Raw genomic sequence first — 24269 nt, 5'->3', positions numbered from 1 at the left:
CGAGCTGACGACAACCATGCACCACCTGTCACTCTGTCCCCGAAGGGAAAGCCCTATCTCTAGGGTGGTCAGAGGATGTCAAGACCTGGTAAGGTTCTTCGCGTTGCTTCGAATTAAACCACATGCTCCACCGCTTGTGCGGGCCCCCGTCAATTCTTTTGAGTTTCAGCCTTGCGGCCGTACTCCCCAGGCGGAGTGCTTAATGCGTTAACTTCAGCACTAAGGGGCGGAAACCCCCTAACACCTAGCACTCATCGTTTACGGCGTGGACTACCAGGGTATCTAATCCTGTTCGCTCCCCACGCTTTCGCGCCTCAGCGTCAGTTACAGACCAGAGAGTCGCCTTCGCCACTGGTGTTCCTCCACATCTCTACGCATTTCACCGCTACACGTGGAATTCCACTCTCCTCTTCTGCACTCAAGTCCTCCAGTTTCCAATGACCCTCCACGGTTAAGCCGTGGGCTTTCACATCAGACTTAAAGGACCGCCTGCGCGCGCTTTACGCCCAATAATTCCGGACAACGCTTGCCCCCTACGTATTACCGCGGCTGCTGGCACGTAGTTAGCCGGGGCTTTCTGGTTAGGTACCGTCAAGGTACAATCAGTTACTATTGTACTTGTTCTTCCCTAACAACAGAGTTTTACAATCCGAAAACCTTCATCACTCACGCGGCGTTGCTCCGTCAGACTTTCGTCCATTGCGGAAGATTCCCTACTGCTGCCTCCCGTAGGAGTCTGGGCCGTGTCTCAGTCCCAGTGTGGCCGATCACCCTCTCAGGTCGGCTACGCATCGTCGCCTTGGTGAGCCGTTACCTCACCAACTAGCTAATGCGCCGCGGGCCCATCTGTAAGTGACAGCTTGCGCCGCCTTTCATCTTCAAACCATGTGGTTCGAAGTGTTATCCGGTATTAGCTCACGTTTCCGCGAGTTATCCCAGTCTTACAGGCAGGTTGCCCACGTGTTACTCACCCGTCCGCCGCTAGATCCATTAACGTCACCCCGAAGGGATCAGTTAATTTCACTCGCTCGACTTGCATGTATTAGGCACGCCGCCAGCGTTCGTCCTGAGCCAAGATCAAACTCTCCAAAAAAGTTTGTCTATGATTGACACCAATCAATCATAGGTAATTCTTAGCAAAGAAGCTGCTAGCTTCTGTAATTCTTTAATAGAAAAAACAGGGTATGTTTCTTCTTGGCATTCGATCAACAAGTGCTGTCGCACTAGTTGATTGCATAAGAATAACTATTAGGCGTTCGCCTAAGTTATTCTAAACATACTGGTTGTTTTGTTCAGTTTTCAAAGAGCAAATCGTTTATCGTTAATTCAGCGACAACTTTTATATCATACCACTATCTCTCAATCAATGTCAATAGTTTTTTTGAAAAAGTTTTTATTCGCTTTTGCCACTTAATTTAGCGACAAGAAATAATATATCATACTATCAATCATAAAGTCAAATACTTTTTTTAAAAATCTATGACAAATAATATGATAGATTAATAATATACCTTATATCACGATCAATTGCAATACCTAAAATACGTATTTTAATTCAAGCACTCCCTACCCTTAACCTTATAACGTAATAAGTTCAGATGTTGAATAATAAAACAAAATAACATCGAGTTTGTCTTTAAGAAAGTTAATTTTTGATTATATACTACTTTTTCCATCTCCTATGAAGTGGATCATACATAAGATTACTAGATTTTAATATGCGTGTAGTAACATCCTTACTCGATACATTTAATAATCTCATACACTCCTTGTTACTTATATAAGGATTTATTAAGATAAGATAATCAGACAATGCTTTGAGGTGTGCCTGTTTGGACACAGACTTACATCGCATGCAAATCCACTTGCCATGCCCTCTCTTCATCCCTAGTGTTTGACATTTTGGACACTGAACTCCAGAAAGAATATCATTACGGCTTATTTGGTATTCCTTCAATATATCAATTTCGAAGTCTTTATTCTCTTTTAATATCCTCTTACCAATTAGATGACTTTTCTGTTTCATAGTATTATTTATTTCATTATCTATATTAAGTACTTTATTTGGAAGGTGATTAGCGTGGAGTACAATTTCTGCAATTGCTTCCTTATCTCCTATAACATCAATAATTGAATTTGGGTCACTAAAAACCACGAAATAACGTACTGGTATATGACGGGAAAAGTTTTGCTCTAGCCAAGTTTCCAATAGTAACTTCTGATTCTCAGCCTGTGCAATAGGATGACGATACCCCATCTCAATATCACCATCACTACGAATACATTGGTTTAGATTAGTATCGAAAGTAATTTTATTACTATAATCCTTCATCTCTATAATATAAATCGCTTTTTTCGAAATTATGATAGAATCCATTTGAAAAATTCTCTTATTCACTTCCAAGCAAACATCATGAAGAATAGTAAATTTATCCGCTAATAGCTCAATATAGTAATCAATATGCTTTTCTCCTTCATATCCCTTTCTTCTATTTCTTTCATCCTGTTTGATTTCATAAATCCTAGGGAAGTCTGGTCTTAGTCGCGGAATAAGTGCTTGTAATTTCTTTAATGTAATAGGAACTTTTCTATTTAATATAACCATGCCCTTAACACCCCATCATTTTTATAATGATTATAGTTAAGGTGTGGTTCCTTGTCATATTGATAAATTAGTAAAATTGCGTTGAAGTTAATAGTTGAAAATATTGATTACCTATAATAGAAGATAATTTTAATTTACCTATTATATGTAAATTTATCATTTGGTAAAATTACGCTCCGCAATCAAAGTAACTCTTAATCCCATGATGTATTTCGCGCGGAATGGACGTAAAATCGCGCGACTAATAATAAATTTCGCGCGGGCTTCATTGTAAATCGCGCGACAGATTGTTTGTCGCGCGAATTTCGGAACTTCTCGCGCGTTTTTCAGGATTCCTCGCGCGAAATATCGAGATTCTTGCGCGACTTCGGAGCATTCCCGCGCGAATTTTGGGCTTTCTCGCGCGATACCCATTTATCCCTGCAAGAACCCAGAACTTCCCGCGCATTTTTCACGTTAACCCGCGCGAAATATCGAGGTTCTCGCGCGAATTTGCAGCATCCTCGCGCGATTTCCCACGCACCCCTTCCCCTCGTCCCCCAACAAAAAACGGAACAGCATCCTACTGTCCCGCTTATTAAAGCCCTTACATTCTTGTTCGACTATTAATGGTCTCTTGAATGTGTGAGACGGTACTTGGGTCCTCAAGCCCTGTGATATCTCCCGTGACGTTACCTTTTACTACAATTTCCTTCAATAGCCTACGCATAATTTTTCCACTTACTGTTTTTGGTAGGCTCTTTGATACGATAATTTCCTTTGGTCTTGCAATTGCCCCTATTTGATCCACGATACTGGCAGTTATGTTGCTTAATAGTTCATCTGATTCTGTATATCCTTCTGCAAGTCGGACAAACACAACTGGTACTTCTCCTTTGATGGTATCGGGTACTCCAATGACAGCTACCTCTGACACTCCATCTACCTCAAGAACGGCACTTTCCATTTCCATCGTACTTAATCGGTGTCCGGCAACATTGAATGCATCATCAGAACGGCCAACGACCCATATGTAGCCGTCTTCATCGATTAATGCTAAGTCAGAGGCAAAATAACAGCCCTCTACTTGGCTGAAATAGGCATTGTAATAGCGTTCAGGTTCCTTCCATAACGTACGGCAGAGCATTGGGAATGGCTTTCGGATAACTAGGTTTCCTAACGTATTCGGTTCCACTGGTTTTCCGTCATAATCGACAACCGCGACATCTGCACCTAAGAATTGAATTCCCGCTGATCCGGGCTTCATCGGTGTTAGCCAGGCAGCTCCTGCTATCGGGCAGCCAGCTGTTTCCGTTTGTCCCCATGTATTATTCACGGCAATGTTCTTTTTCCCAAGGGTTTCATAAGTCCAACGCCATGTCTCCGCATCAAATGGCTCACCAACTAAGGAAATTACATCAAGGTCACTTAGGTCGTATTGATCCAGCACCTCATCTCCTAAGCTTTTTAGCATCCGTAATGCAGTTGGTGCGGTGAAAAGCTTGTTCACACGGTATTTTTCGATAATTTGATAAAAGCGGTCCTTTGTCGGATAATCTGGTGCCCCTTCATAAACTACTGTTGTCACACCATTTGCTAAGGAACCTACAATTCCCCAAATATGCATCGTTAACCATCCGATATCTGCAGAACACCAGAACACATCGTCATCTTTATGATCCATATGATATTTGGCATAAATATAATTTTGGACTACAAACGCCATTCCAGAATGAACTACCCCTTTTGGCTTACCGGTGGTTCCACTTGTATAAAATACAATCCCTGGCTCATTCGCCTCGATTCTTTCTGGCTCACAGTCCTTACTCATTTTTGCTCGTAAATCCTCCCACCAATAATCGCGGCCTGGTTCCATGTTCACTGTTGTTCCAAATCGATTGACCACAATGACTGCCTCAACAGAAGGAATCTCCGGAACAACATGGTCCACTTTTTCCTTTAAGTAAATCGTATTACCACGACGCTGGGTAGCATCCGCTGTTACCATTACTTTTGGTTCAAAGGCGGTCAAACGATCTTTCAACGACTTTTCGGAGTACCCTGAGAAAATCGCGTTATACACCGCACCAATACGGAAACAAGCAAGCACTGCGATGAACGCCTCTGCTAAATTTGGAAGGTAAATCGCGACCCCATCCCCCTTTTTCACACCTAGAGAACGTAATGCATTGGAAAAACGATTCACTTCCGCTAGTAACATATTATACGTAAAAAACTTCGTATCCCCATTTTCTCCTTCCCAAATCAGTGCGGTACGATTACCCGCTCCCTTCGCAATGTGCCGGTCTAGTAGATTGATGCTAGGGTTACTAATTCCCCCTTCAAAAAAGCGAAAATCAGGAAGGCTTCCAGACATCGTAGTTTCCCATGGCTCATACCATTCCAGCTCCTTGGCCACACTTTCCCAGAAGCTTGCCGGATCAGCTTGAGATTGGGCTAATAGTTCTTGGAATGCTTCTGTAGATCCAATCGTTGTAGCACGTGTTTTTTCTTCCTTTGGGTAGACGAGTTCACTATTTTCCACTACTTGTAAAATTCCACTTACATCCATCTTCATTGCCTCCTCGTATTCAATGTTATTTTTCCTACCTCCATTATAACTAATATTCTGAAAAATAATAAATAAAACTTTAGTATGAATTGTTATGAGTTGATACTAATTTCGAAAGGAGAATACCTTCCCCCTCTTCTCTTATTTTTGGTTTGTTAATAGTGTTAATCCTAAAGACACTATAATCCCAAATACAATCCCCAAAAACACATCGAAAAATAAGGTAGTTGCAAATGTAACGATAAACGGTAGAGCTTGTATGCTATTACGCTTTAAGTTTAATGGTGTAAAGTTGATTAGATTCTTTACTGCAATGATAATGATTGCCCCTAATGTAGCTTTAGGTAAGAAGTATAAAAATGGTGTGATATAAAAGATTGCTAGTAGCATAAATAATGCTGTAATAATGATAGATAGATTACTTTTTGCGCCGGACTCATAGCTTACTGCCGCTCGCGATACGGCACCTGCAACCGGAATGGAGCCTGCGAATGAGCTTGCCATATTGGCAAATCCTATGCCAATTAACTCTTGATTCGGATTTATCGATTCACGATCCTTATCGGCCAATGTCTTCGCTACGGAAAACGATTCAAAAAAAGAAATAAAACTAATGGTTATGGCGATCGGTAAAAGTGAGAGGATGGTATCAACAGTTGGCATTTGAAAACCTGCTCCGATGATATCCCGTGGAATCGAGCCAACTATTTCAATCCCTTCTTTATTTAAATGAAAAAAATCGACTACTAACACTGAAAGGATAATCACAACTAACGGGCCAATCTTTACATGGAACTTTTTCTGAAAAAGTATGAGAATGAAAATACTTCCTAGCCCAATTGCCAAGGTTAATATGTTCATCATAGGAAGATGAGTAAATACTTGATTCAAATAGGAGAAGAATCCTTGGTAGCTCGGCAAATCTACCCCTATAATCGAAGGGAGTTGATTCAGCATAATGATGATGGCAAGTGCAGAAGTGAAACCATAGATGACAGAAGTTGAAATATATTTTAGAATGGATCCAATTCTCACTATCCCCATGACAAGTTGGATAGCCCCAACTAAGAAGGCTAACATAATAATTAGTATGATATACTCTTTCGAACTTGGTTGAGCCATACTGGATAAGCCTGTTAATGATAGAAGCGATATAACAGATACTGGACCAACGGACAGATATCTCGACCCGCCGAAAAGTCCATAAACGAACAACGGAATCGTGGCCGCAATTAATCCCATCGCAATAGGAACCCTAGCAACAAGTGCATATGCCATACTTTGAGGAAGTAATAAAAATGTAACGATAATCCCCGCCGTAATATCATCTGTTAAATAGGAAAGTCGATAGGATGTTAACGGTCCTAACCCTGGAAATAGCTTATTCATTTTTTAATCCTCCTATTGTCCAAGCTATATCTGTACTATATTAGACAAGTCGGATTTTTATTACTGAACAGAGGGACATGTTCACTACTATTCCAACGCATATGACGATCATGGCAGATACCATTCTATAGAAAAAAAAAAAACCGAACTACGATTCAAAGAATCCGTTCGGTTTTATCTAGTTGACATATTCTTCAGGATTTGGAGGGGGTTTTCCAGGATTTGAGCGTCTTCTTTCAGGATTTGGAACTCCTCCTTCAGGATTTGAGCGTCTTCTTCAGAATTTTCAGCTCCCTCTCCAGAATTCACTGCTCCCTCTCCAAGATTCGCAGTACTCTTCCAATCCATAATTACAACCCATCACGTTATCAAGTTAGCTCTTTGTTGGTCATTTCGTAGTTCCCAGGCTATTCTTGCACTTTCCTCCAACTCTTCTAGTGCGTAGAAGGCAGATAATAAATCCTTGTCGCCTACTACTGGTCCATGATTTTGTAGGATGTATCCATCGCTATCATGAAGGCGGTCCTTGAAATATTGAAATAAGGTTTCTGAGCCTGGTTTACCGTATGGTACTAGACCAATCGTTCCAATTTTCATTTTTAAATACGGGGTATAGGATGGGATGATGTCCCTTTCATTTTCATGCTTTAGGCATGACCATAACGTTGAATAAAAGCTATGGGTGTGGATAACCGCTTGTATGGAATCATCCTTATCATATAAGGTTTTGTGAAGAGGAAGCTCCTTACTTGGTTTAATCCCTGTAAGATGTTCCCCATCGCGACTCGTTACGGAAAAATCTTCTTTCGTTAAATTTCCGAAGCACGTTCCGCTACCAGTAATATAAATATTACCTTCGTGGATAAAGCTCATATTGGCAGAGGAGCCTGTTGCCTTATCTCTATCAAATAAAGCCTTCCCAATCCATATAGCATCTGATAGTTTTTTCTCTAGGCTAGTCAATGGAATCACCCTTTGTCATGTTGGCTGCTTTGATAAAGAAATCCTTATCTCCAAAGTTCCCTGATTTCAACACTAGACGTATGTCTTTATTTTGAGTTGGTACCATGATTGGGACACCTGGATCGATGCTATCGCCCACTAAATAGGAATTGTATCCTAGTGTTTTGGTTACCGCCCCAGAAGTTTCACCACCTGCTACAATAATACGGTTGTAGCCATTAGCAACTGCATTCTTCGCAAGAAATGCTGTCGTTTGCTCCAATAGTTCTGATACCTTTTCTCTTCCAGCTTTCTGAGCCTCTTTCACATTCTCGGGCTTATCAGAGCTATAAACTAAGATTTCGTCTTCTTCTGAAGCTTGAATTTGTTCCCATAGCATTTCTTTTGTTTGTGTCCCATCAGCTAATTGGAATGGGTCAATTCTAAATGAAGGCTTGTTTAATTTCTTAAATTCTTCTATTTGTTGTAGGGTCGCTACCGAACAACTTCCCGCTAGAATAATCGCCTTTCCATTAGTGGAGCTTCTTTGAAATTCCACTTGAGAATTCTCATGAAGGTATTTACGACCAAGTTCGGTCATTAGACCTGATCCACCGGTTAATAACGGTAAATCACCGAACAGCTCGACTATTTTTTTGGCGTGTTTTTCCTCCACATAATCAGGAATCACATAAAAATGCTCTTTATCTTTTCCGAAATCCTCAATTAAGGATAAAATTTCTTCATTAGGTAATTCTAATTGTTCATGGTTAATGGTTAGACTTGGATATTTCCCTTGTGGCTTCATTAAATTCGCTATGTCAGCATCCCACATTGGTGTTAACGGATGGTGTCTCATGTGTGTCTCATTTAGAGGCACACCGTTCACAATCAATTGCCCATCCTTCACGATTCTTCCATTAACCGGAAGCGCTGGGACTAGAACCGTGTAATGAATATCGTACTTTTCTAATACCCCATCAATGATAGGACCAATATTGCCTTCTTCAGTAGAATCGAATGTAGAACAATACTTACTATATAATTGCGTTGCACCATGATTCTTCAACCACTGGAACGCTTCTAATGATTCTGATACAGCTTTAGCTTTCTCTTCTGTTCTTGTTTTCAAGGCAATGACAACGGCGATATTTTCATCATCTACCTGATAATCTTCTGCTGGTATCCCATTGTATAGATACGTTTTGATACCTTGTTTAGCCAGGAAGGACGCTGCGTCGCTCCCACCTGAAAAATCATCCGCTACGATACCTAAAATAATCTTCCCCATATCTACATTCCTTTCTTACCCTATTTATTTACCTATGCCAATACTTATTTTGTGAAAATAGTTGTTATTTCAGGAACAAATGTCACGAGCATTAAAACAGCGATCATAATGAGCCAAAACGGCAATAGCTTTTTCGATAATTCCATAATAGGGACTCCTGAAATATTACTTGCCACATACATCGAAGTTCCTACAGGTGGCGTTAATAAGCCAATCGTCAAGTTAATAACCATAACTAAACCGAACTGTACAGGATCTACACCTAAGCTTCCTGCTACAGGGGCTAAAATCGGTGCTAGTAACATAATGGCTGGGCCACTATCTAAGAACATCCCTACTACTAATAAGATTAAGTTGATAATTAGTAATAATAAAATTGGATTATCTGTAATACTCAATAATGTAGAGGTTATTTGTTGTGGAATTTGTTCACTTGATAATAACCATCCAAATAGTGACGTAGCAGCAATAATAGTAGAAATAATAGCTGTACTTAATGCTGCATCAAAAAATATCTTCGGTAAGTCCTTTAGTTTAATTTCTTTATAAACAAATGCACTAATGATAAAGGCGTAAACAGCAATGATTGCTCCACCTTCTGTAGCCGTGAATGCGCCACCTCTAATACCTACAATAATGATAACAGGCATCGCTAAAGCGAAAGCAGCTCGCTTAAAGCTAGTCCATACACCTTTTAAGCTAACTTTCCCTTCTTTCGGGTAATTCTTCCGCTTCGCTACAAAATAAGAATACACAAAGAATCCCAATCCAATTAACACACCTGGAATAATACCCGCTACGAATAAATCTCCAATCGAGGATTGTGTTGTTACACCATAAATAATTAACGCGATACTTGGTGGTATGATTAGCCCAATACTTCCTGAAGCGGCTACTAAAGCGGCCGAGAATCCGGCATCATACTTTCTTTTTTTCATTTCTGGCACCATGACAGAACCTAAAGCAGCTGTATCTGCTACACCAGACCCTGAAATACCACCCATCATAATTCCACTTGTGGCAACAACATGCCCTAAAGCACCTTTGATATTCCCAACAATCGATAATGCAAAATCAATGATTCTTTTAGTAATTCCACCATGCCCCATGATTGACCCAGCTAGCATGAATAAAGGAATGGCCATAAAAGGGAATGAATCAAGTGCTGTAAATAATCGTTGGCTTAAGACAACAATTGGATAATCACTAGCCAGCATCGCTCCGATGGAGGAAAGCGCTAGAACAAAACCAATTGGTACGCCTAACACAAGAAGTACGACAAACGTTCCAAATAAAATAGCACCCATTATTGCTCATCCCCTGCCTTTCTGATAATTTGTATGGTTTCACTTAAAACAAAATAGATTAATAGTATTCCGGAAATCGGAATAACAATGTAAACGAACTCCATCGGTAATGATAAAGATGGACTGGATTGTCTAGCTCCTAATTTGACAAATTCAAATCCACTATACGTTAATATTCCTGAGAAAATTAAAACTAGCATATTATTAAACACCATGAGCGTTTTACGACTAACACCAGTTAATTTTCGAGCTAACATATCTAATGCAATATGGGATCCATATTTTATCGCAACAGCCATCCCTAAGAATGAAACCCAAACAAATGTATAACGGGCTAATTCCTCCGTCCATGTCAACGGACTATTAAATAGATACCTAGATATGACTTGCGCAGTAACAACGGATACCATTAAAAACATCAGGAATCCACAAACATAATACAATGTCTTCACCAGAATCTTATCCAGCTTTTGCACTGTTAACACCTCTCATCTGTAATAAAGGAGGAGCAAAGAAAACTCTTCACTCCTACTTCTTTTTTCTATTTAAGTGCTTCTACAATTCGGTTATAAAGATCGATATCAATTGTCTCTGCGAATTCACTGTGAGATTTTCTAGCTTCCTCAGCGAATGCTTCTACATCAGGCTCTATTACTTCTAGCCCTTCACTTTTCATTGTTTCAAGAATTTCATCTGTTTGTTCACTTACTAGTTGATTCTCATATTCTGTCGCGATATCTGCTGCTTCTTGAATAATTTCTTGTTGTTCTGCTGATAGCTTAGACCAAGTCATATCACTCATTGCTAGTGTCACATACTCGTACTTATGTGCTGTTAGAGATAAATAATCTTGTACCTCATGAATACGTCCACCAAAAATAAATGGAATAGGATTTTCTTGTGCTTCGATAACATTTTGCTCTAAACCAGTGTACACTTCATTCCATGCCATTGTTGTTGGAGAAGCTCCCATTGCTTGCCATGTGTGTTCCATCGCTTTGATTTCCGGTATTCTCATTTTCAAGCCTTTAATATCGGCTACTGTTTCGATTGGTTTGTTCGCCGTAATATGTCTTGGTCCGCGATCCCACCAATTTAAGATTCTAATATCAGATGCTTCTAAGACACGATTAGCAATCTCTTGTCCTACTTCACCATGAATTACTTTGTTATATTCTTCTTGACTACTAAATAAATATGGAAGTTCTAATAATTGAATAGAATCTTCAAAATTCCCTAAAACCCCTGCTACTAAAGCAAAGTCAACCGTACCAATTTGCATACCTTCTGCCATATCTCTATCTCCACCAAGTGTAGAGTTTGGATAGATTTCTACTTTCATATTACCTTCTGAAAGTCGTTCTACTTCTTCCTTAAATTTCACTGCTCCATCATGCCAAAGATCATTTTCTGATTGAATATGTCCTAATTTAAGTGTTACCGCATCTCCATCTTTAGAAGATGAATCATCCGAACACCCTGCCATGACAAAGCCTATGATGATAAATAGTGCCATTAATTTCATTGAAATCCTTTTCATTTTTTCCATTCTCCTTTTCTATTTATCTACTTCTACAATTACTTTAACGACATTTTCTTTCTTTTCGTTAAGTATATCTAGCGCTTTTTGTGATTCCTCTAATGGGACACGTTGTGTAATGAAATCGCTTAAATCTAGTCCCTCATTAACTAACTGACTAGCTTTTTCAAAATCCTTTGTTTCATAAGTCATGGCGCCGAATAAAGATATTTCATTGAATACAAAGCTATACGTATCCACTGGTATTTGCTTCGTAATCATCGCAACAATTCCTACTTCTCCACGTTTTCTTACGATAGACGATGCTTGATCGATAATGCCCGGAGCATCAGCAGCTACAATTGCCACATCAACACCTCTACCATTAGTAAATTCTTTAATTTTAGCCTCAACATCATCTTCGAGTGGATTTAATGCTAATATGGCCCCTTGCTTCTTAGCCATTTCTAAGTTAAAAGGCTGTGTATCGGTACAAATGATATTTTTATAGCCTGCTTCTCTAGCCGCTACTAATGTTAATAATCCGATCGTTCCAGAACCTAAAATAGCAATCGTATCTTTCTCTGGTACGGTAATTCGTTCAATCGCATGAATACCTACCGCTAGTGGTTCTACTAATGTACCAATTTCATAGCTGATATCATCTGCTATTTTATAGACAATATCCTCAGGTGCGTTGAAGTATTCAGAGAATGTTCCAATCCAGCCCGGGACACCAGGTGCCTTTTTACCAGTACATAAATTTAATAATTCTTTTTCACAAAATTCACACTCTCCACAACCAATATGTGGCTCTACTGTTACACGATCACCGATACGAAACTTAGTTACTTCTGGTCCAACTTCAACCACTTCACCTGCGATTTCATGTCCTAGTATTGCAGGTGGCTTACGGAATGCATGGGTCCCTTTAAATAGATGTAAATCCGAACCACAGACACCTACCGTTTTCACTTTGATAAGTACTTCGTTCGCTTTAATCGTTGGAACCTCTATATCCTGTATTTCAATTTTTGTTGGTTCTACTACTACTGCTGCTTTCAAATTGCTCCCCCCCAAGTTGTTATTAGAAAACTTACTTTTCATATTAACACATACTGAAGCGCTTTCAACTATTATAATTTTCGTATTCGTTTCATTTTGAAACGTTTTATATTTTTCTAATTATTAGCAAACTATTTTTAGTATCATTTTAAAACGTTCTCTTGTTTGAAAATTAAAATATGATAGAATGTGAGTATGATTATGGAACTAGAGGTGTTGCATTTGAAAAAGATAAAGGTTCTCGCCATAGCCCCTTATCAAGGCTTAAAGGATCTTATTGATAAAGTGGCAGGTGAAATGAATGAGTTAGAGGTTCACACATTTGTTGGGGATATGTTGAATGGGGTAAAGCTTGTACAATCGAAAGCAGATCTGGATTATGATTTTATTCTTTCCAGGGCTGGGACGGCAGAATTAATTCAAAAGATAACGGACTTACCGGTTATCGACATGAAGCTATCTATTATTGATATGATGCGAGCAATTAAACTTGCACAAAACTATTCTGGTAGATTTGGCATAGTAGGCTTTAAGAGTATAACAGATACTGCCAATATAATTGGACAGCTTAATAACGACGATCTTGAAATTCAAACGTTGCACTCTATCGCCGAAATCGAAAAAGCCATCGCTCATTTAAAAGCGAATGGGGTTAGCTTGATTGTAGGCGATGTTATCACGGTTAGACATGCTAAGAAAATGGGACTTCATTCTATTCTTGTTACATCTGGTAGAGAGACGGTGATGAATGCATTTTCCGATATTATTTCGGTCAATCATTATTTATCAGCAACGAAGGAGAAAACGATTATAACAGAGAGTATTATACGCCATTCAAATGAAAGCGTTTTAGTGTTTAACGAGGGGGAAGAGGTTATTTATTCAAGTATGAAGGAAAACGATGAGATTTCCTCTATTCTAGTAAAGGAATGCGCATCAGCGTGCAATAACATAGAAGATGGGGACGACCTTGTTATGGTGAAGTCTATCCAACAAGATTCTTATCATATTACTGGAAAGAAGCTTTCTATAAAGGGTAAAACCTATCCTACATACTATTTGAAAAAGCTTCGTTCGCCTTTGAAGCCGATGGATAAGTCTATTCTCTATAAAAATAGTACCGATTCACCACAAGTAGATTTAGATACGTTTACGACATCCAATAAATTGTTTACCAATGTCATTGAAAATGCAAGGTCACTGGCTGAAACGGACACGCCGATACTGCTGTATGGTGAAAAAGGAACCGGAAAAGATACGTTAGCCCATGCCATTTATCAAAGAAGCGGCTATCGCAATAAACCAATGGTAATCATTGATGTCATGTATATGAATGATAAAAAGTGGGAGTTGCTTTTCGAATCTGACAACTCACCTTTTTTAGAAGAAGATATGACCATTTACATCCGTAACTTACATCTTCTAAATGATGAGTATCAGTTATTATTGGAGTCCTATTTTAGTAATTCCTTTGTGCACAAAAGGAACCGGTTAATTTTCACATGTGATAGCAATTATTCGAAAGCCATGGAACAAGGACCATTTATGCTTTACTTAAGAAATGAATTAGCTGTATTTCCATTAACTTTACCTTCTTTAAATGAACGAAAGGAAGATATTCCAAGCATTGTCAGTCTATTCTTAAGTGAAATGGCACCCAAATACAGCAATCAGATATTAGGATTAAAGCCTGAGGCACTTAATCGATTGCAGAACTTTCATTGGACTTATAATTTAGACCAATTAAAAAGGGCAGTGGAAGAATTATTTGTTTTAACGAATGATTTTTATGTGGATGAAGATACGGTTAAAATCGTTTTAAACAGCATTACGATGACAGCTCCAGAATCTACGAATCCACTAATCCATACGAATAAAACATTAGATCAACTAAATAAGGAAATCATTGAACAGGTTCTTATAGAAGAAAATTACAACCAAACGAAAGCAGCCAATCGATTAGGTATAAGTAGAAGTACATTATGGCGTAAGATTAAGTGATTGGGGACAGGATTACTGTCTCCATCACTATATACAAATCGCTTTACACCTGAAGGGAAGACATCCACGCTTCCCTCACCTTTCATCTAGTTGTTTTTGTGCGTCATTTAATTCAATAATTAAAGCGAGTAATGGTAGCGTATAAACTTTATATGGTTCCTTTGTTGTATCAATGTTGGCAACAGCTTCCATCGCCCTATCAATGTCCGCTTGGGTAGTGGAGGCCTTAAGCTTTTTCGTTGATTGCCCTGTTTCATCACCCTGTGTTTCCTCGTCAAATAAAGCAACAACCTTGTTTGCCGCTTCCGCAAATTCACGCTCAGGTTGTTGTGTATACGTCTCGTAGAAATAGTAGCCTAATAAAGCAATAAATATGGCAGCTATCGTAGAAGCAAACACAATCTTAGGATTCTTTTTCTTTTCACTTTTCTGCGCTATCTTTTAATCCACTCCATGAATTCTGCTCGTTCGAAATTAAAGTCTCTTACTGGTAGAATGATGACATGCCCATAATAGACAAAATAATGCTCCTTCTCCACGTAAATGCGTTGAATATCTTTCCATTCTATACGTTGTTCCTTATCTTCTCTTCCCTTCATAACAAGGCCTTTATCATCGATTTCCAAGGCATACGCCCCAAGCTTTTGAAATAAATTGGTCTTCTCGATTTTTCTGTACAGCACTTTGCCAGTTCGCTTACGAAGCAGCCCCGGCATAAAAGGAACAATTAGTGCTAGCAAAATAACACAAACAAGTATATTAAATAATGTAATACTAGAAAAGATAAACCAAGCGGCTATAACAACTAAAACAACATATATAACCATCAGTATGCTAATAGCATTTCTTATTTTCTTTGATGTGTTTACAAAATGGTTAATAAATACATGAATATCTTCCTTGTTCACTTCACCTTTTATTAACATTAGACGTCACCTTCTTTTTTGAACTTACAACGTTTCTATACCTTTGTGATGTGCATTGTATTCCCGGGTTAACTCGCCTTCCTTCTATCCCTGTATCTCCTATACATACTCTCACTAGCCCCCGTACCGAAAACAATCCCAACGATAATAAAGATAAATCCAATTACATGAAACAGATGTATCACTTCACCCAAAAAGATAGCTGCACCAATTAACGCAAATAAGGTGTTTAAATTGAGAAAAATGGCTGACTCTGCAGGTCCTACCTTCTTTATCGCATAGTTATATGTCATATGACCGAATGCCGTAGCAAAGATAGCACTAAAGATAAAGATAGAAGCCATTTTCCAATCTACTAAACTCGCTAATTCGGTAAAGTCTTTCTTTAATATAAAACTATACAAGATAATACAAACAGAACCAACCATCATCATATAACCAGTAAGTAGTCTTGGATCAAATGATGGCTTTAATTTACTGATAAACACAAAACTCAAGCCTTGGACAACGATACCTAAAAACACAAGCAAATCCCCTATAGAAACAGCTGCAAATCCATCTTCCCCTACTAATGTCGTAATCGCCACACCTACAAATCCAAGGATAAACCCAAATACTCTCCACCGTGATACAAATTGTTTTAATAGTATTCCTGAAATAACCATCGTAATTAATGGAGCCATCCCGATAATCAAACTACCATTGACAGCAGACGTATTTTCTAAGCCAACCGCAATAAATATATGATGGAGCACAACATTAAACACGGATATGGATAAAATAATCTTCCATTCATTTTTATACGGGAGACGAAAAATCCCTAATCCATAACATCCAATTAATACCGCAACTCCTGCAACTAAAATTCTAAATCCAGTGATTACTATCGGATCAAAGCTAATGACTAACATTTTTAACGCAGAGACATTTAAACCCCACATGAACATAACTACTAGTAAAATGATATAAAGCTTTTTCAAGATGTCCTCTCCCATCTGACTGTCTTCCATTTAGAACCTTACTTCCACCACTTTAGAAACGTTTCCTATCTGCCATCTCCCTAAATAATCTTATTCCTCTCATACAATTTATCCCTATTTATTCGACTATTTTGCGTAAAATCCCTTTAATTTCATTTCATAATATTCGCCGTTATACTAATGCAGCGAATACAAATAGCTTTTAGTTAACTATAAACAAAGTCCTCCCACATTCTTTAATTGTCTCGATAAAAATTCTTTTTATCAATCCAATAAGGAAGACACTTACTCTATTAACTGGATTGAGCCTTTTTATCGATTATCCCCATTAATTTTCTGATTTGCCAACCCTCATTTAAATTTATTACTACATGAAAAACCGACTACTATAAATCCGGTTTCACACCGTTTTATACTAGCCGATTAGTCGTTCCCTTCATCACATACATACCGCGACATCTAACATGCTGCCATAGTTTATCTCTTTCGGAATAATCGTCTTATTAATCATTTACCTCAAATGTATCAATAATCAAATACCCTCTCTCCAAAGCAGGCTGGAAGTAGTGCATATACCGTTGTTGAAACTTCTCTAGGTAGTCCTTCTCTTTTTGAAGCTTCTCCTTATCGCAGTTTACTAGAATGAGAATTAACTTTGCTCTTACATGATTCCTTCCAGTATAGAGGTTAATATCATTAAGCATGTTTTGAATTCGGTCCACATTTGCCATGCTAAATGGTGAATACATCATCTTAAAGAAGTAATGTGTTCCGTCTACATGTAGAAAGGCATTGTAAATTCTCCGCTTCTCAATGGTATATTGATCTGGAAAATCAATTCTTACATGATAAGCGATATCTTCTAGCGGAAGTCCTAGGTTGTGAGCAACCTGTTTCAGAGCTTGTCGTTCGATGTTTTCCTCTAAATCCATACTCGTTCCTTTAATTAGCTTACTATGCTCCTGTTTAAATGTAGGAATGGCTTCATTTTCTTTTTCTTCTGGGGTATTAGTAGGGGATTCCTTACTAGAGTACGACATGACTTCATCGTCATTTTCTTTTTCCTTTTCCGAAGCAGGCACAACATTTGCTGCTGTGTTTATCGTAACCGTTTGGTTGCTCAGTTGGTTGGATATCTGATTCATTGAATTTACCATAAATGTAAGCATTTCTTGTTTGAAATGACTATATTCTACACTTAGTCTATTGTTGACTTCTGTTAATTCCTCTTGTTTTTCCTCCACCCTCTTCATTTTCTTCTCCACAGAGAATATCCTTCCCAAGCTCAACTTATCAAAGGAAAAACTAAGACCAATGATTGCGATGAGCATGATTAAAGCAACATGCTCAGGGGATAAAACGATATTCTTATATAACGACCAGATGATGATGGAACTGATGAAGATGAGGATTAGAATGATGATGAGGTGGTGGAAACTGATTTTTGCTTTTTTCATAATTCCCCTCCTGGTGTTGCGAGTTTTAAATTTGTATTTAGTTCCATCATATGGTTGAGTTTGGTTAATGATTACTTGGGAAGGTGTTAGGTGGATTTAGAATGGGGTTTAAGTAGTTTGATATTCTTTAACGTGTAAAGAATCTATTTTTCAAGAACAATCACGGTTCAAGTTAGATGATAATATTTAATTTTTTGAAATGTTTTGCTGTTGTGCTAATATGAAAGTAAAATCCTCAGCTGTTGTTTTTTTCGTCATAGTCTTTTAAAGTCATTGCTGTGCTATGATTTCTTTTTTCAAACAGCCACATGATTTTGTGTCATAGCTCCATCAAAGCCATTGCTGTGCTATGATCTCCGAATTTTCTTTGACCTTCCTTTGCAAGTCATAGCTCCATCAAAGCCATTGCTGTGCTATGATTCCATTTTTTGGTATGCGGTGTCATGAAAGGTCATAGCTCCATCAAAGCCATTGCTGTGCTATGATCCATATATGTATCTATGTAGTAATTATGAAGTCATAGCTCCATCAAAGCCATTGCTGTGCTATGATGCAGCACCTGTTTTTAACATCGTAAACCCCGTCATAGCTCCATCAAAGCCATTGCTGTGCTATGATTACTTCATCAGTGATAATCCGAAAGTTTTGGTCATAGCTCCATCAAAGCCATTGCTGTGCTATGATGTTTTTTGAGTATGCACCAAACTCTGGACCGTCATAGCTCCATCAAAGCCATTGCTGTGCTATGATACGTAACAAAGAAGCCTGCAGGAATCGTACATTGGAGGCTTCTTTGTATTTATTTTTTCAATTTCTACGCTATATTTTTTCATGGTATCTGTCCCTTTTTTCAAAAACTAACGTGATGTATCCTCTATATATAGGATGTCCCTCTTCATCGAATTTTATACATCAAATTATAGAGTATACCCAATCTCGATTATAATAATTCATCATTAAAATAAAGTGAGCTGGTTAATTGTTACCTTTTCTTCATTAGCAGTTTTTTCTCCTAAAAGTAATCGCATTCTTTCATATTGTTTTTCCGTTACAGGTAACACTCGAATCGATCCTTCAGGTGGCAAATTTCTTTTTACCTTTTCAAGTTGTCTTTCCATAGATTCGTGTCCATTTACCAATCTACAGTAAACCGATAACTGCATCATATCGAATCCTTCATTTAATAAAAAATTCCTAAATCGTAAATAGTCTCTTTTATGCTTTTTGGTTTTTGTAGGTAAATCAAAAAATAAAAGAATCCGCATAAAACCACCCCTATTCATATTGATGCACCCTTAACGGAAGTAGATTAGGCAATTTTAAAAGAGTATAATCCTGATTCCTGCAACAGGATATAAAACTTTTCACCATTTCATCAATCGCCGTTGTAACCGAATACTTTTCATTAGATATCATTATCGATGTATTTGCTAGATTTACTAAATCAGCACGTATTTCAACACTCCACTGCTCGGTATCTTCTTGTGCAGCAACATAACAATCTACAACTGGTCGAAGGATTTCCATAAAATCATCTGCTAGATTAAAAGCATTTAATTGGTTATCATGATACAGACCTAAACATGGATTTAATCCATAATTTACGAGTGACCTTGCCACTAATCCTCTCATTATAGAATATCCATAATTCAATAAACGATTGATTGGGTCTTCCGATCTTCTAATAAAATTAGAATCAAACAATCTACTAAAATATAGTTTGGCTGCTACTGCTTCTCTATTAGAAGCATCTCCTGACTCAACCGTTTTTGATATTCTCCTCAATTCCTCCACTCCTTCTTTCTCGTGGAGTTCTAAGCATTTTGCTTGATTTATTATTTTCTGTTTAATAATTTGTTGCCATATCCGTTTTTTGAAAGGCTTAGACAATGATAATTGTGTTTCTAGAACCATTAGCTGTCTAGAATGTTGATTATATCCAGTCCATACGCCATTAGGAAGCTTCTTTCGATTACAAGTGTATATACTGACTTTATATTCTGCACATGCACTTAATACGTTCGCAGTAATTGTTACAGCAGGTGCTTCAATCATAATGGAGGCAAGATCATGTAAAGGAATCGTAAACGTTTCCTCTTGTTCAATAACAAGTTGAGAATGTTTTACCGATAACCGCGCATTATTCGTAATCATAATATGTCTCCAGCTCACTTTTTCACTCTCCTTTCGTAATTTTTTCTATCAACTAGTATTCTCAAAAATCTAAAAAAGAATACAGCAGATAGAAATTTCTACCTGCTGTATTCTTAAACAGTTTGTTTTTCCTTTTTAGTATTAAATGGTTGACGAGATTCTTTTCTTACGATGGATATATCTCCTAAAATACCAATTTGATATTTATCTAGCTTATCAATAGTTTTGAGTGAATATCTTCTATCACCTGGTTTATGTGGCTCATTTGGTTCTTTAAAAATAATACGATCCGAATCAATATCAATAGAATTAAAATAAAGGAAACGATCTATATCATCTTTTCTCATACGAACTAAATCATATGGATAAAGGCTAAATTGAAATTCAAACGTATCATCTAGCTCTTTCCAGAGTGCATAGCCTTTTCCACCTGTAACAACTTTCCGTGGTAATTCGGAATGCGCGGTATCCATTACATAAATAGGAACCATATGGTATTTATTATCCTTTAGAAATAAATCAATTCGAACCAAGTCGCCGTTTTGAGCAACACCACAATTTACCTGTCGCATATGTGACCCTTTATTCACTTCAACCTTGACCCGTCGTATCGGGTTACCATTCCCATTTTTACTAGGCTTATAAAGTGGCTCTTCAAATGCTTTGTTTGCATCGCCATTGTATGATAAATAACGATCTTTAATTGCATTGTATGTTGCAAGGTCAGAATCCTTATTGATCATCTTAAAATCCCCATTTTTATCAAACTTGATTTCTTTCAGAGGGACTCTTTTAACAATAATCGTCTTCCCTGACTTTTTATCGATTCCACCATCTATCATAATGGTTTCTTTGTGAGCCGCTCCTGTAACGGAATGTTTAGGCATTCTTGAAACCAAAATATATCGAGGTAATCGCTGGCCATTTTCTAATGCACCGTGTATTTCCTCCGGATTGGGTAGCTCTGCTAAACGAGAAAGAACATCATCTCTGAATCCATCCCATGGCTCAGGGAATGTTGTTTTTTTCGTATTGGACCTTTCTTTAGCTTTGTGGTAATTAGCAACTCGCTGAACCATTCCTGAATCTGTGCATCCAACAACAATAGCATCCATTGCATGATGTAGATATGTATCATCTCGATGTTTAGCCAGTCCCCAACGACTTCGTAAATGCGACGTAACACCGCCACTCACTGTCACCACAGATTTCTTTAAACCTTGATTCTTCATAATTAATTTCTTTTCTACATAGTTTTTAAAAAAACGACTAATAAAACGTGTATCATTCAAATGACGCTCTTTGACCAATTCCTTTTCATGTGAAGAGAATTCTCTCTTTAATAAATACTGTTTTTTTCTTTTTGAAAAATTCGTATTGTTAACATATTCTTCAAAAGCTTTCCACCGTTTCGTATCGTGTCCAAAATAATCAAATGGGATGTGATCACCCTTTTTACGGTTTTCATCACTATAAACAAGTACTTTATTTTGATAATTATCCATAAAGCTCTGACTATATGGAAGAATATGGTCTACATCCAGAGTCGGGGCACTATTTCGCTCTTTACTTAACTCTCTAAAGAACGTTTCAGCCGGTATAGGTTTTAGTGAATAAGCACATTTTTGATTCTGTTCCACCCATAATTTGTACCGAACAATGTCATATCCTTTTGGTTGTAAAATACCATTTTCCTGTAAAACTTTAATAGCCCCATAATTTCTTTCAAAATTCTCTTTTTGCTCATTGTTTATTTTTCTTCGTTCTTCAAAGTTTTTGGATAAGTCCCTGGCCAACTCAATATGGACTGAAACAGGCTGTCCGTAACGCTTTATAATAGCATTCACTACTTTACGAGACTGGGTTAGTGCTCGTTTCACCACAGGATTGGTTATATCATTAGGAATCGGAGGTAATAACACCTGACGCTTCTCATTAGATAATCCCGTGGTATCGTATCCAAATTCATCTGCTGCCTTTTTAAAAGATAATCCCTTTTCCATATAAGGTAATAGATTCTTAATCGCTTTAAATGAAAGATGACCAAATTTAGAATAAGTTAAAGAAAGAAGTTTACCAATTAAATCTTCACTATACACGCGATTTGCTAGATTATTAGGGTTTTGTAAATATTTTTGAATATCTTGGTCCGTTTTGTAAACCGTTAAAGCAAACCCTATGGCATCATAATCTTCCTTCCTATACTCTTCATCCGATTCGGCTGAATGAATATCCAATACACGTTTTATCTCATAATAGGAATCTAGATTTACAAATGGTAAACTTTCATTCTTACTAAGCTTTTCCTCTGGATCATAGGTTAACTCATTAAATGTTAACTCTTCATCAAGCTTTAACCACTTTCGAATATCGGAGTATTTAACTTTTGGTGGTGTTTTACGATTAGCAATATCACTGCGATCAAATAATTTACGAATAACTGTGTCACGTTGCTCTGGAGTAAGAGGCTGAATATCAGGGCCAATCGTAATCCGATTGATTTTATCCAATGCCATATAATATTGAAAGGTGTAGGTTGCTTTAGGAATACGTTTTTCTTTAACTTCCAAGGAGCAACAACCAACTCTATTTAGGATGGCATTCCCCGATGCAAAAGGTAATTGATGATTCCATACTTTTAAATAAGCCTCTTGAAATTCCACTTGAGCATATGGTGAGTGAAACTCGCGTTGCTTCTCAAATAAGGTAATGATTTCCTGTTCCAAATCTAGTCGACTAACATTAAATATATACTCATCATTCGAGTTACGCTTTTTATCATATTGGCTAAACTTAGGATCTTTCATCCACATTTCCCCTACCGTCCGATAGTTAGATAATAGATCCTTGTTTTCTTTTACACTGGAGATGACTTGGCCAGTTTCTGTTTCTCGCTCTTCTGATTTGCGATTTGATTTAAATCCCCGCCTCTGTGCTAGATGAATTAGTAATCTCGCCCATTCTTCTCGATTTAATAACCGTTCCAGGCCATCTAAACGTATATTCCAAATATCTATCGAGCCTTCCTTTAGTGGATATAGCTGTTGTAATTCTAATTCATTTAATACATCAAATTGAATGAGAAGTTTACGTATTTCTCTTTTCCTGTCACTATGTCTACGTAATCTCCTTCTTGCCGACCTCGCTAGACGACGTGGTTCAGCCAATGAAGCCCCTGTTTTAGGTATTTCTGCCTTATCAAACATGCGAACTCCTGCGTCCAGGATACCTACTGGTTTATATGTACCCGTTTCACTTCTATCCAGTTCAATAACACTCCACCCAACAGAGTTTGTTCCAATATCAAGACCGATACGATAATCCAACTCTTTACTCATAGACATCCTCCTTTTTACTATTTTTCCCATTAATAACTATTTTAATCTTATCATCTAATAGAATATTATAAAAATAATGTTTACTTTTCTCGAATTATATCCTGATAGTAAAACAGACCCTAGCTACAATTAGCTAAGGTCTGTGTTCGTTTCATTATGAGTGGGGAGACACTCGTCTAAGACGAGCAGGCGATCCCCAACGCCACGAGCTACATGAACTGTAGCCTTATCATAGAAACATCAAAGCCATTGCTGTACCATGATAATATTATCCTAGCATTCGACCTATTAAATGTCAAGATAATTCAATAAACTTGATGGGACTATGACAGAAATGGTAAATGATTATTAGACATTGTATTTTAGGAGTGTCAATAAATATCATTTTAAATTTATATCTACTTATTCTCCTAAGATATATTAGGGGGTTTATTTTTTTATAAAATAGCAATTAAGGTGATACATAGGTTTGTATTTTAATTCATACATTATGCGCTTGTCACGGAGCCTCGGTGGTCATGAGATAAGGCAATGCGGCAAACGTACAGCTTGCCTAGCAAAGAAGCCTATCACGACCACCTCTCCGTGTAAAGCTGTGGTTATTTATATACTGCATACCCCGCTCTTAATTGTCAAAAGCTACATTTATTAAATGCCACCACCTAAGAACAACTAAATTTTAATTGAATGTGAAATAGACAGTATATGCCAATAATAATGTTAATTTCTCTTTTGTAGGTCTTT

18 protein-coding genes, 1 rRNA gene and 1 CRISPR repeat array (1 of these 20 cut by a window edge) are annotated in these 24269 nt (G+C 37.7%); of the genes, 1 reads left to right on the top strand and 18 read right to left on the bottom strand.

The features are described from left to right. The 11 genes from MKY78_RS13645 to MKY78_RS13595 all read right to left on the bottom strand — a co-directional run. Window positions 1-1093: ribosomal RNA gene (locus MKY78_RS13645) — 16S ribosomal RNA — on the bottom strand; it reaches 469 nt to the left of the window's first position. A 570-nt stretch (window positions 1094-1663) separates the two neighbouring features. Then, window positions 1664-2605, bottom strand: coding sequence for a nuclease-related domain-containing protein (locus MKY78_RS13640; protein WP_339213418.1), 942 nt, complete (start codon window positions 2603-2605; stop codon window positions 1664-1666). Between the two features lie 586 nt (window positions 2606-3191). Next, a complete protein-coding gene (locus MKY78_RS13635; RefSeq protein ID WP_339213416.1) occupies window positions 3192-5156 on the bottom strand; it encodes an acetate--CoA ligase in 1965 nt (654 codons plus the stop codon). Between the two features lie 141 nt (window positions 5157-5297). Further along, window positions 5298-6545, bottom strand: coding sequence for a SulP family inorganic anion transporter (locus tag MKY78_RS13630; protein ID WP_339213415.1), 1248 nt, complete (start codon window positions 6543-6545; stop codon window positions 5298-5300). 174 nt (window positions 6546-6719) lie between these two features. Continuing rightward, entirely contained in the window at window positions 6720-6893 is a 174-nt protein-coding gene (locus MKY78_RS13625) for a hypothetical protein (protein ID WP_339213413.1), read from the bottom strand. Between the two features lie 12 nt (window positions 6894-6905). Then, window positions 6906-7508, bottom strand: a complete 603-nt coding sequence (locus MKY78_RS13620) for a class II aldolase/adducin family protein (RefSeq protein ID WP_339213411.1) — start codon at window positions 7506-7508, stop codon at window positions 6906-6908. Then, entirely contained in the window at window positions 7501-8778 is a 1278-nt protein-coding gene (otnK, locus tag MKY78_RS13615; protein ID WP_339213409.1) for a 3-oxo-tetronate kinase, read from the bottom strand. The genes MKY78_RS13620 and otnK overlap by 8 nt, the downstream gene beginning before the upstream one ends. Before the next feature lie 44 nt (window positions 8779-8822). Continuing rightward, window positions 8823-10085 carry a TRAP transporter large permease gene (locus tag MKY78_RS13610; protein ID WP_339213407.1) on the bottom strand — a complete coding sequence of 421 codons (1263 nt, stop codon included), beginning with the start codon at window positions 10083-10085 and terminating at the stop codon, window positions 8823-8825. Then, on the bottom strand, window positions 10085-10561 hold the full coding sequence (locus tag MKY78_RS13605) for a TRAP transporter small permease (RefSeq protein WP_339213406.1): 477 nt from the start codon (window positions 10559-10561) through the stop codon (window positions 10085-10087). The genes MKY78_RS13610 and MKY78_RS13605 overlap by 1 nt, the downstream gene beginning before the upstream one ends. A gap of 65 nt (window positions 10562-10626) precedes the next feature. After that, entirely contained in the window at window positions 10627-11625 is a 999-nt protein-coding gene (locus tag MKY78_RS13600; RefSeq protein WP_339213405.1) for a TRAP transporter substrate-binding protein, read from the bottom strand. A gap of 18 nt (window positions 11626-11643) precedes the next feature. Continuing rightward, window positions 11644-12669, bottom strand: a complete 1026-nt coding sequence (locus MKY78_RS13595) for an alcohol dehydrogenase catalytic domain-containing protein (RefSeq protein WP_339213404.1) — start codon at window positions 12667-12669, stop codon at window positions 11644-11646. Between the two features lie 222 nt (window positions 12670-12891). On the opposite strand from MKY78_RS13595, the gene MKY78_RS13590 reads away from it, so the two are divergent. Continuing rightward, window positions 12892-14670, top strand: a complete 1779-nt coding sequence (locus MKY78_RS13590; protein WP_339213403.1) for a PrpR N-terminal domain-containing protein — start codon at window positions 12892-12894, stop codon at window positions 14668-14670. A 75-nt stretch (window positions 14671-14745) separates the two neighbouring features. Here MKY78_RS13590 and MKY78_RS13585 read toward each other — a convergent pair whose 3' ends face one another. The 7 genes from MKY78_RS13585 to cas9 form a co-directional block, all read right to left on the bottom strand. After that, a complete protein-coding gene (locus tag MKY78_RS13585) occupies window positions 14746-15069 on the bottom strand; it encodes a hypothetical protein (protein WP_339213402.1) in 324 nt (107 codons plus the stop codon). 35 nt (window positions 15070-15104) lie between these two features. Next, window positions 15105-15596, bottom strand: coding sequence for a YcxB family protein (locus tag MKY78_RS13580; RefSeq protein WP_339213401.1), 492 nt, complete (start codon window positions 15594-15596; stop codon window positions 15105-15107). 68 nt (window positions 15597-15664) lie between these two features. Continuing rightward, entirely contained in the window at window positions 15665-16576 is a 912-nt protein-coding gene (locus MKY78_RS13575) for a DMT family transporter (RefSeq protein ID WP_339213400.1), read from the bottom strand. A gap of 503 nt (window positions 16577-17079) precedes the next feature. After that, window positions 17080-18033, bottom strand: a complete 954-nt coding sequence (locus MKY78_RS13570; protein ID WP_339213399.1) for a hypothetical protein — start codon at window positions 18031-18033, stop codon at window positions 17080-17082. 252 nt (window positions 18034-18285) lie between these two features. Beyond that, window positions 18286-18783: direct repeats of the CRISPR family, unit length 36 nt; unit sequence GTCATAGCTCCATCAAAGCCATTGCTGTGCTATGAT. A gap of 206 nt (window positions 18784-18989) precedes the next feature. Next, a complete protein-coding gene (cas2, locus tag MKY78_RS13565) occupies window positions 18990-19316 on the bottom strand; it encodes a CRISPR-associated endonuclease Cas2 (protein WP_339213398.1) in 327 nt (108 codons plus the stop codon). Next, window positions 19309-20205, bottom strand: coding sequence for a type II CRISPR-associated endonuclease Cas1 (cas1, locus tag MKY78_RS13560; RefSeq protein WP_339213396.1), 897 nt, complete (start codon window positions 20203-20205; stop codon window positions 19309-19311). The genes cas2 and cas1 overlap by 8 nt, the downstream gene beginning before the upstream one ends. A gap of 95 nt (window positions 20206-20300) precedes the next feature. Next, window positions 20301-23525 (bottom strand): type II CRISPR RNA-guided endonuclease Cas9, encoded by a 3225-nt coding sequence (cas9, locus tag MKY78_RS13555; protein ID WP_339213394.1) that lies wholly within the window; start codon window positions 23523-23525, stop codon window positions 20301-20303. Window positions 23526-24269: the final 744 nt, after the last annotated feature.

It is taken from the genome of Ornithinibacillus sp. FSL M8-0202, assembly GCF_037975285.1.
Taxonomy (GTDB): Bacteria; Bacillota; Bacilli; order Bacillales; family Amphibacillaceae; genus Ornithinibacillus; species Ornithinibacillus massiliensis.
This window is presented reverse-complemented; position numbering and strand designations above follow the sequence as displayed.

Bases quoted from the DNA above. Each gene is read 5' to 3' on its own strand.
- cas2 (WP_339213398.1), bottom strand. From the start codon at position 19,316: ATGAATAGGGGTGGTTTTATGCGGATTCTTTTATTTTTTGATTTACCT.
- MKY78_RS13610 (WP_339213407.1), bottom strand. From the start codon at position 10,085: ATGGGTGCTATTTTATTTGGAACGTTTGTCGTACTTCTTGTGTTAGGC.
- MKY78_RS13640 (WP_339213418.1), bottom strand. From the start codon at position 2,605: ATGGTTATATTAAATAGAAAAGTTCCTATTACATTAAAGAAATTACAA.
- MKY78_RS13580 (WP_339213401.1), bottom strand. From the start codon at position 15,596: ATGTTAATAAAAGGTGAAGTGAACAAGGAAGATATTCATGTATTTATT.
- MKY78_RS13630 (WP_339213415.1), bottom strand. From the start codon at position 6,545: ATGAATAAGCTATTTCCAGGGTTAGGACCGTTAACATCCTATCGACTT.
- MKY78_RS13635 (WP_339213416.1), bottom strand. From the start codon at position 5,156: ATGGATGTAAGTGGAATTTTACAAGTAGTGGAAAATAGTGAACTCGTC.
- MKY78_RS13625 (WP_339213413.1), bottom strand. From the start codon at position 6,893: ATGGATTGGAAGAGTACTGCGAATCTTGGAGAGGGAGCAGTGAATTCT.
- MKY78_RS13600 (WP_339213405.1), bottom strand. From the start codon at position 11,625: ATGAAAAGGATTTCAATGAAATTAATGGCACTATTTATCATCATAGGC.
- MKY78_RS13570 (WP_339213399.1), bottom strand. From the start codon at position 18,033: ATGAAAAAAGCAAAAATCAGTTTCCACCACCTCATCATCATTCTAATC.
- cas9 (WP_339213394.1), bottom strand. From the start codon at position 23,525: ATGAGTAAAGAGTTGGATTATCGTATCGGTCTTGATATTGGAACAAAC.
- otnK (WP_339213409.1), bottom strand. From the start codon at position 8,778: ATGGGGAAGATTATTTTAGGTATCGTAGCGGATGATTTTTCAGGTGGG.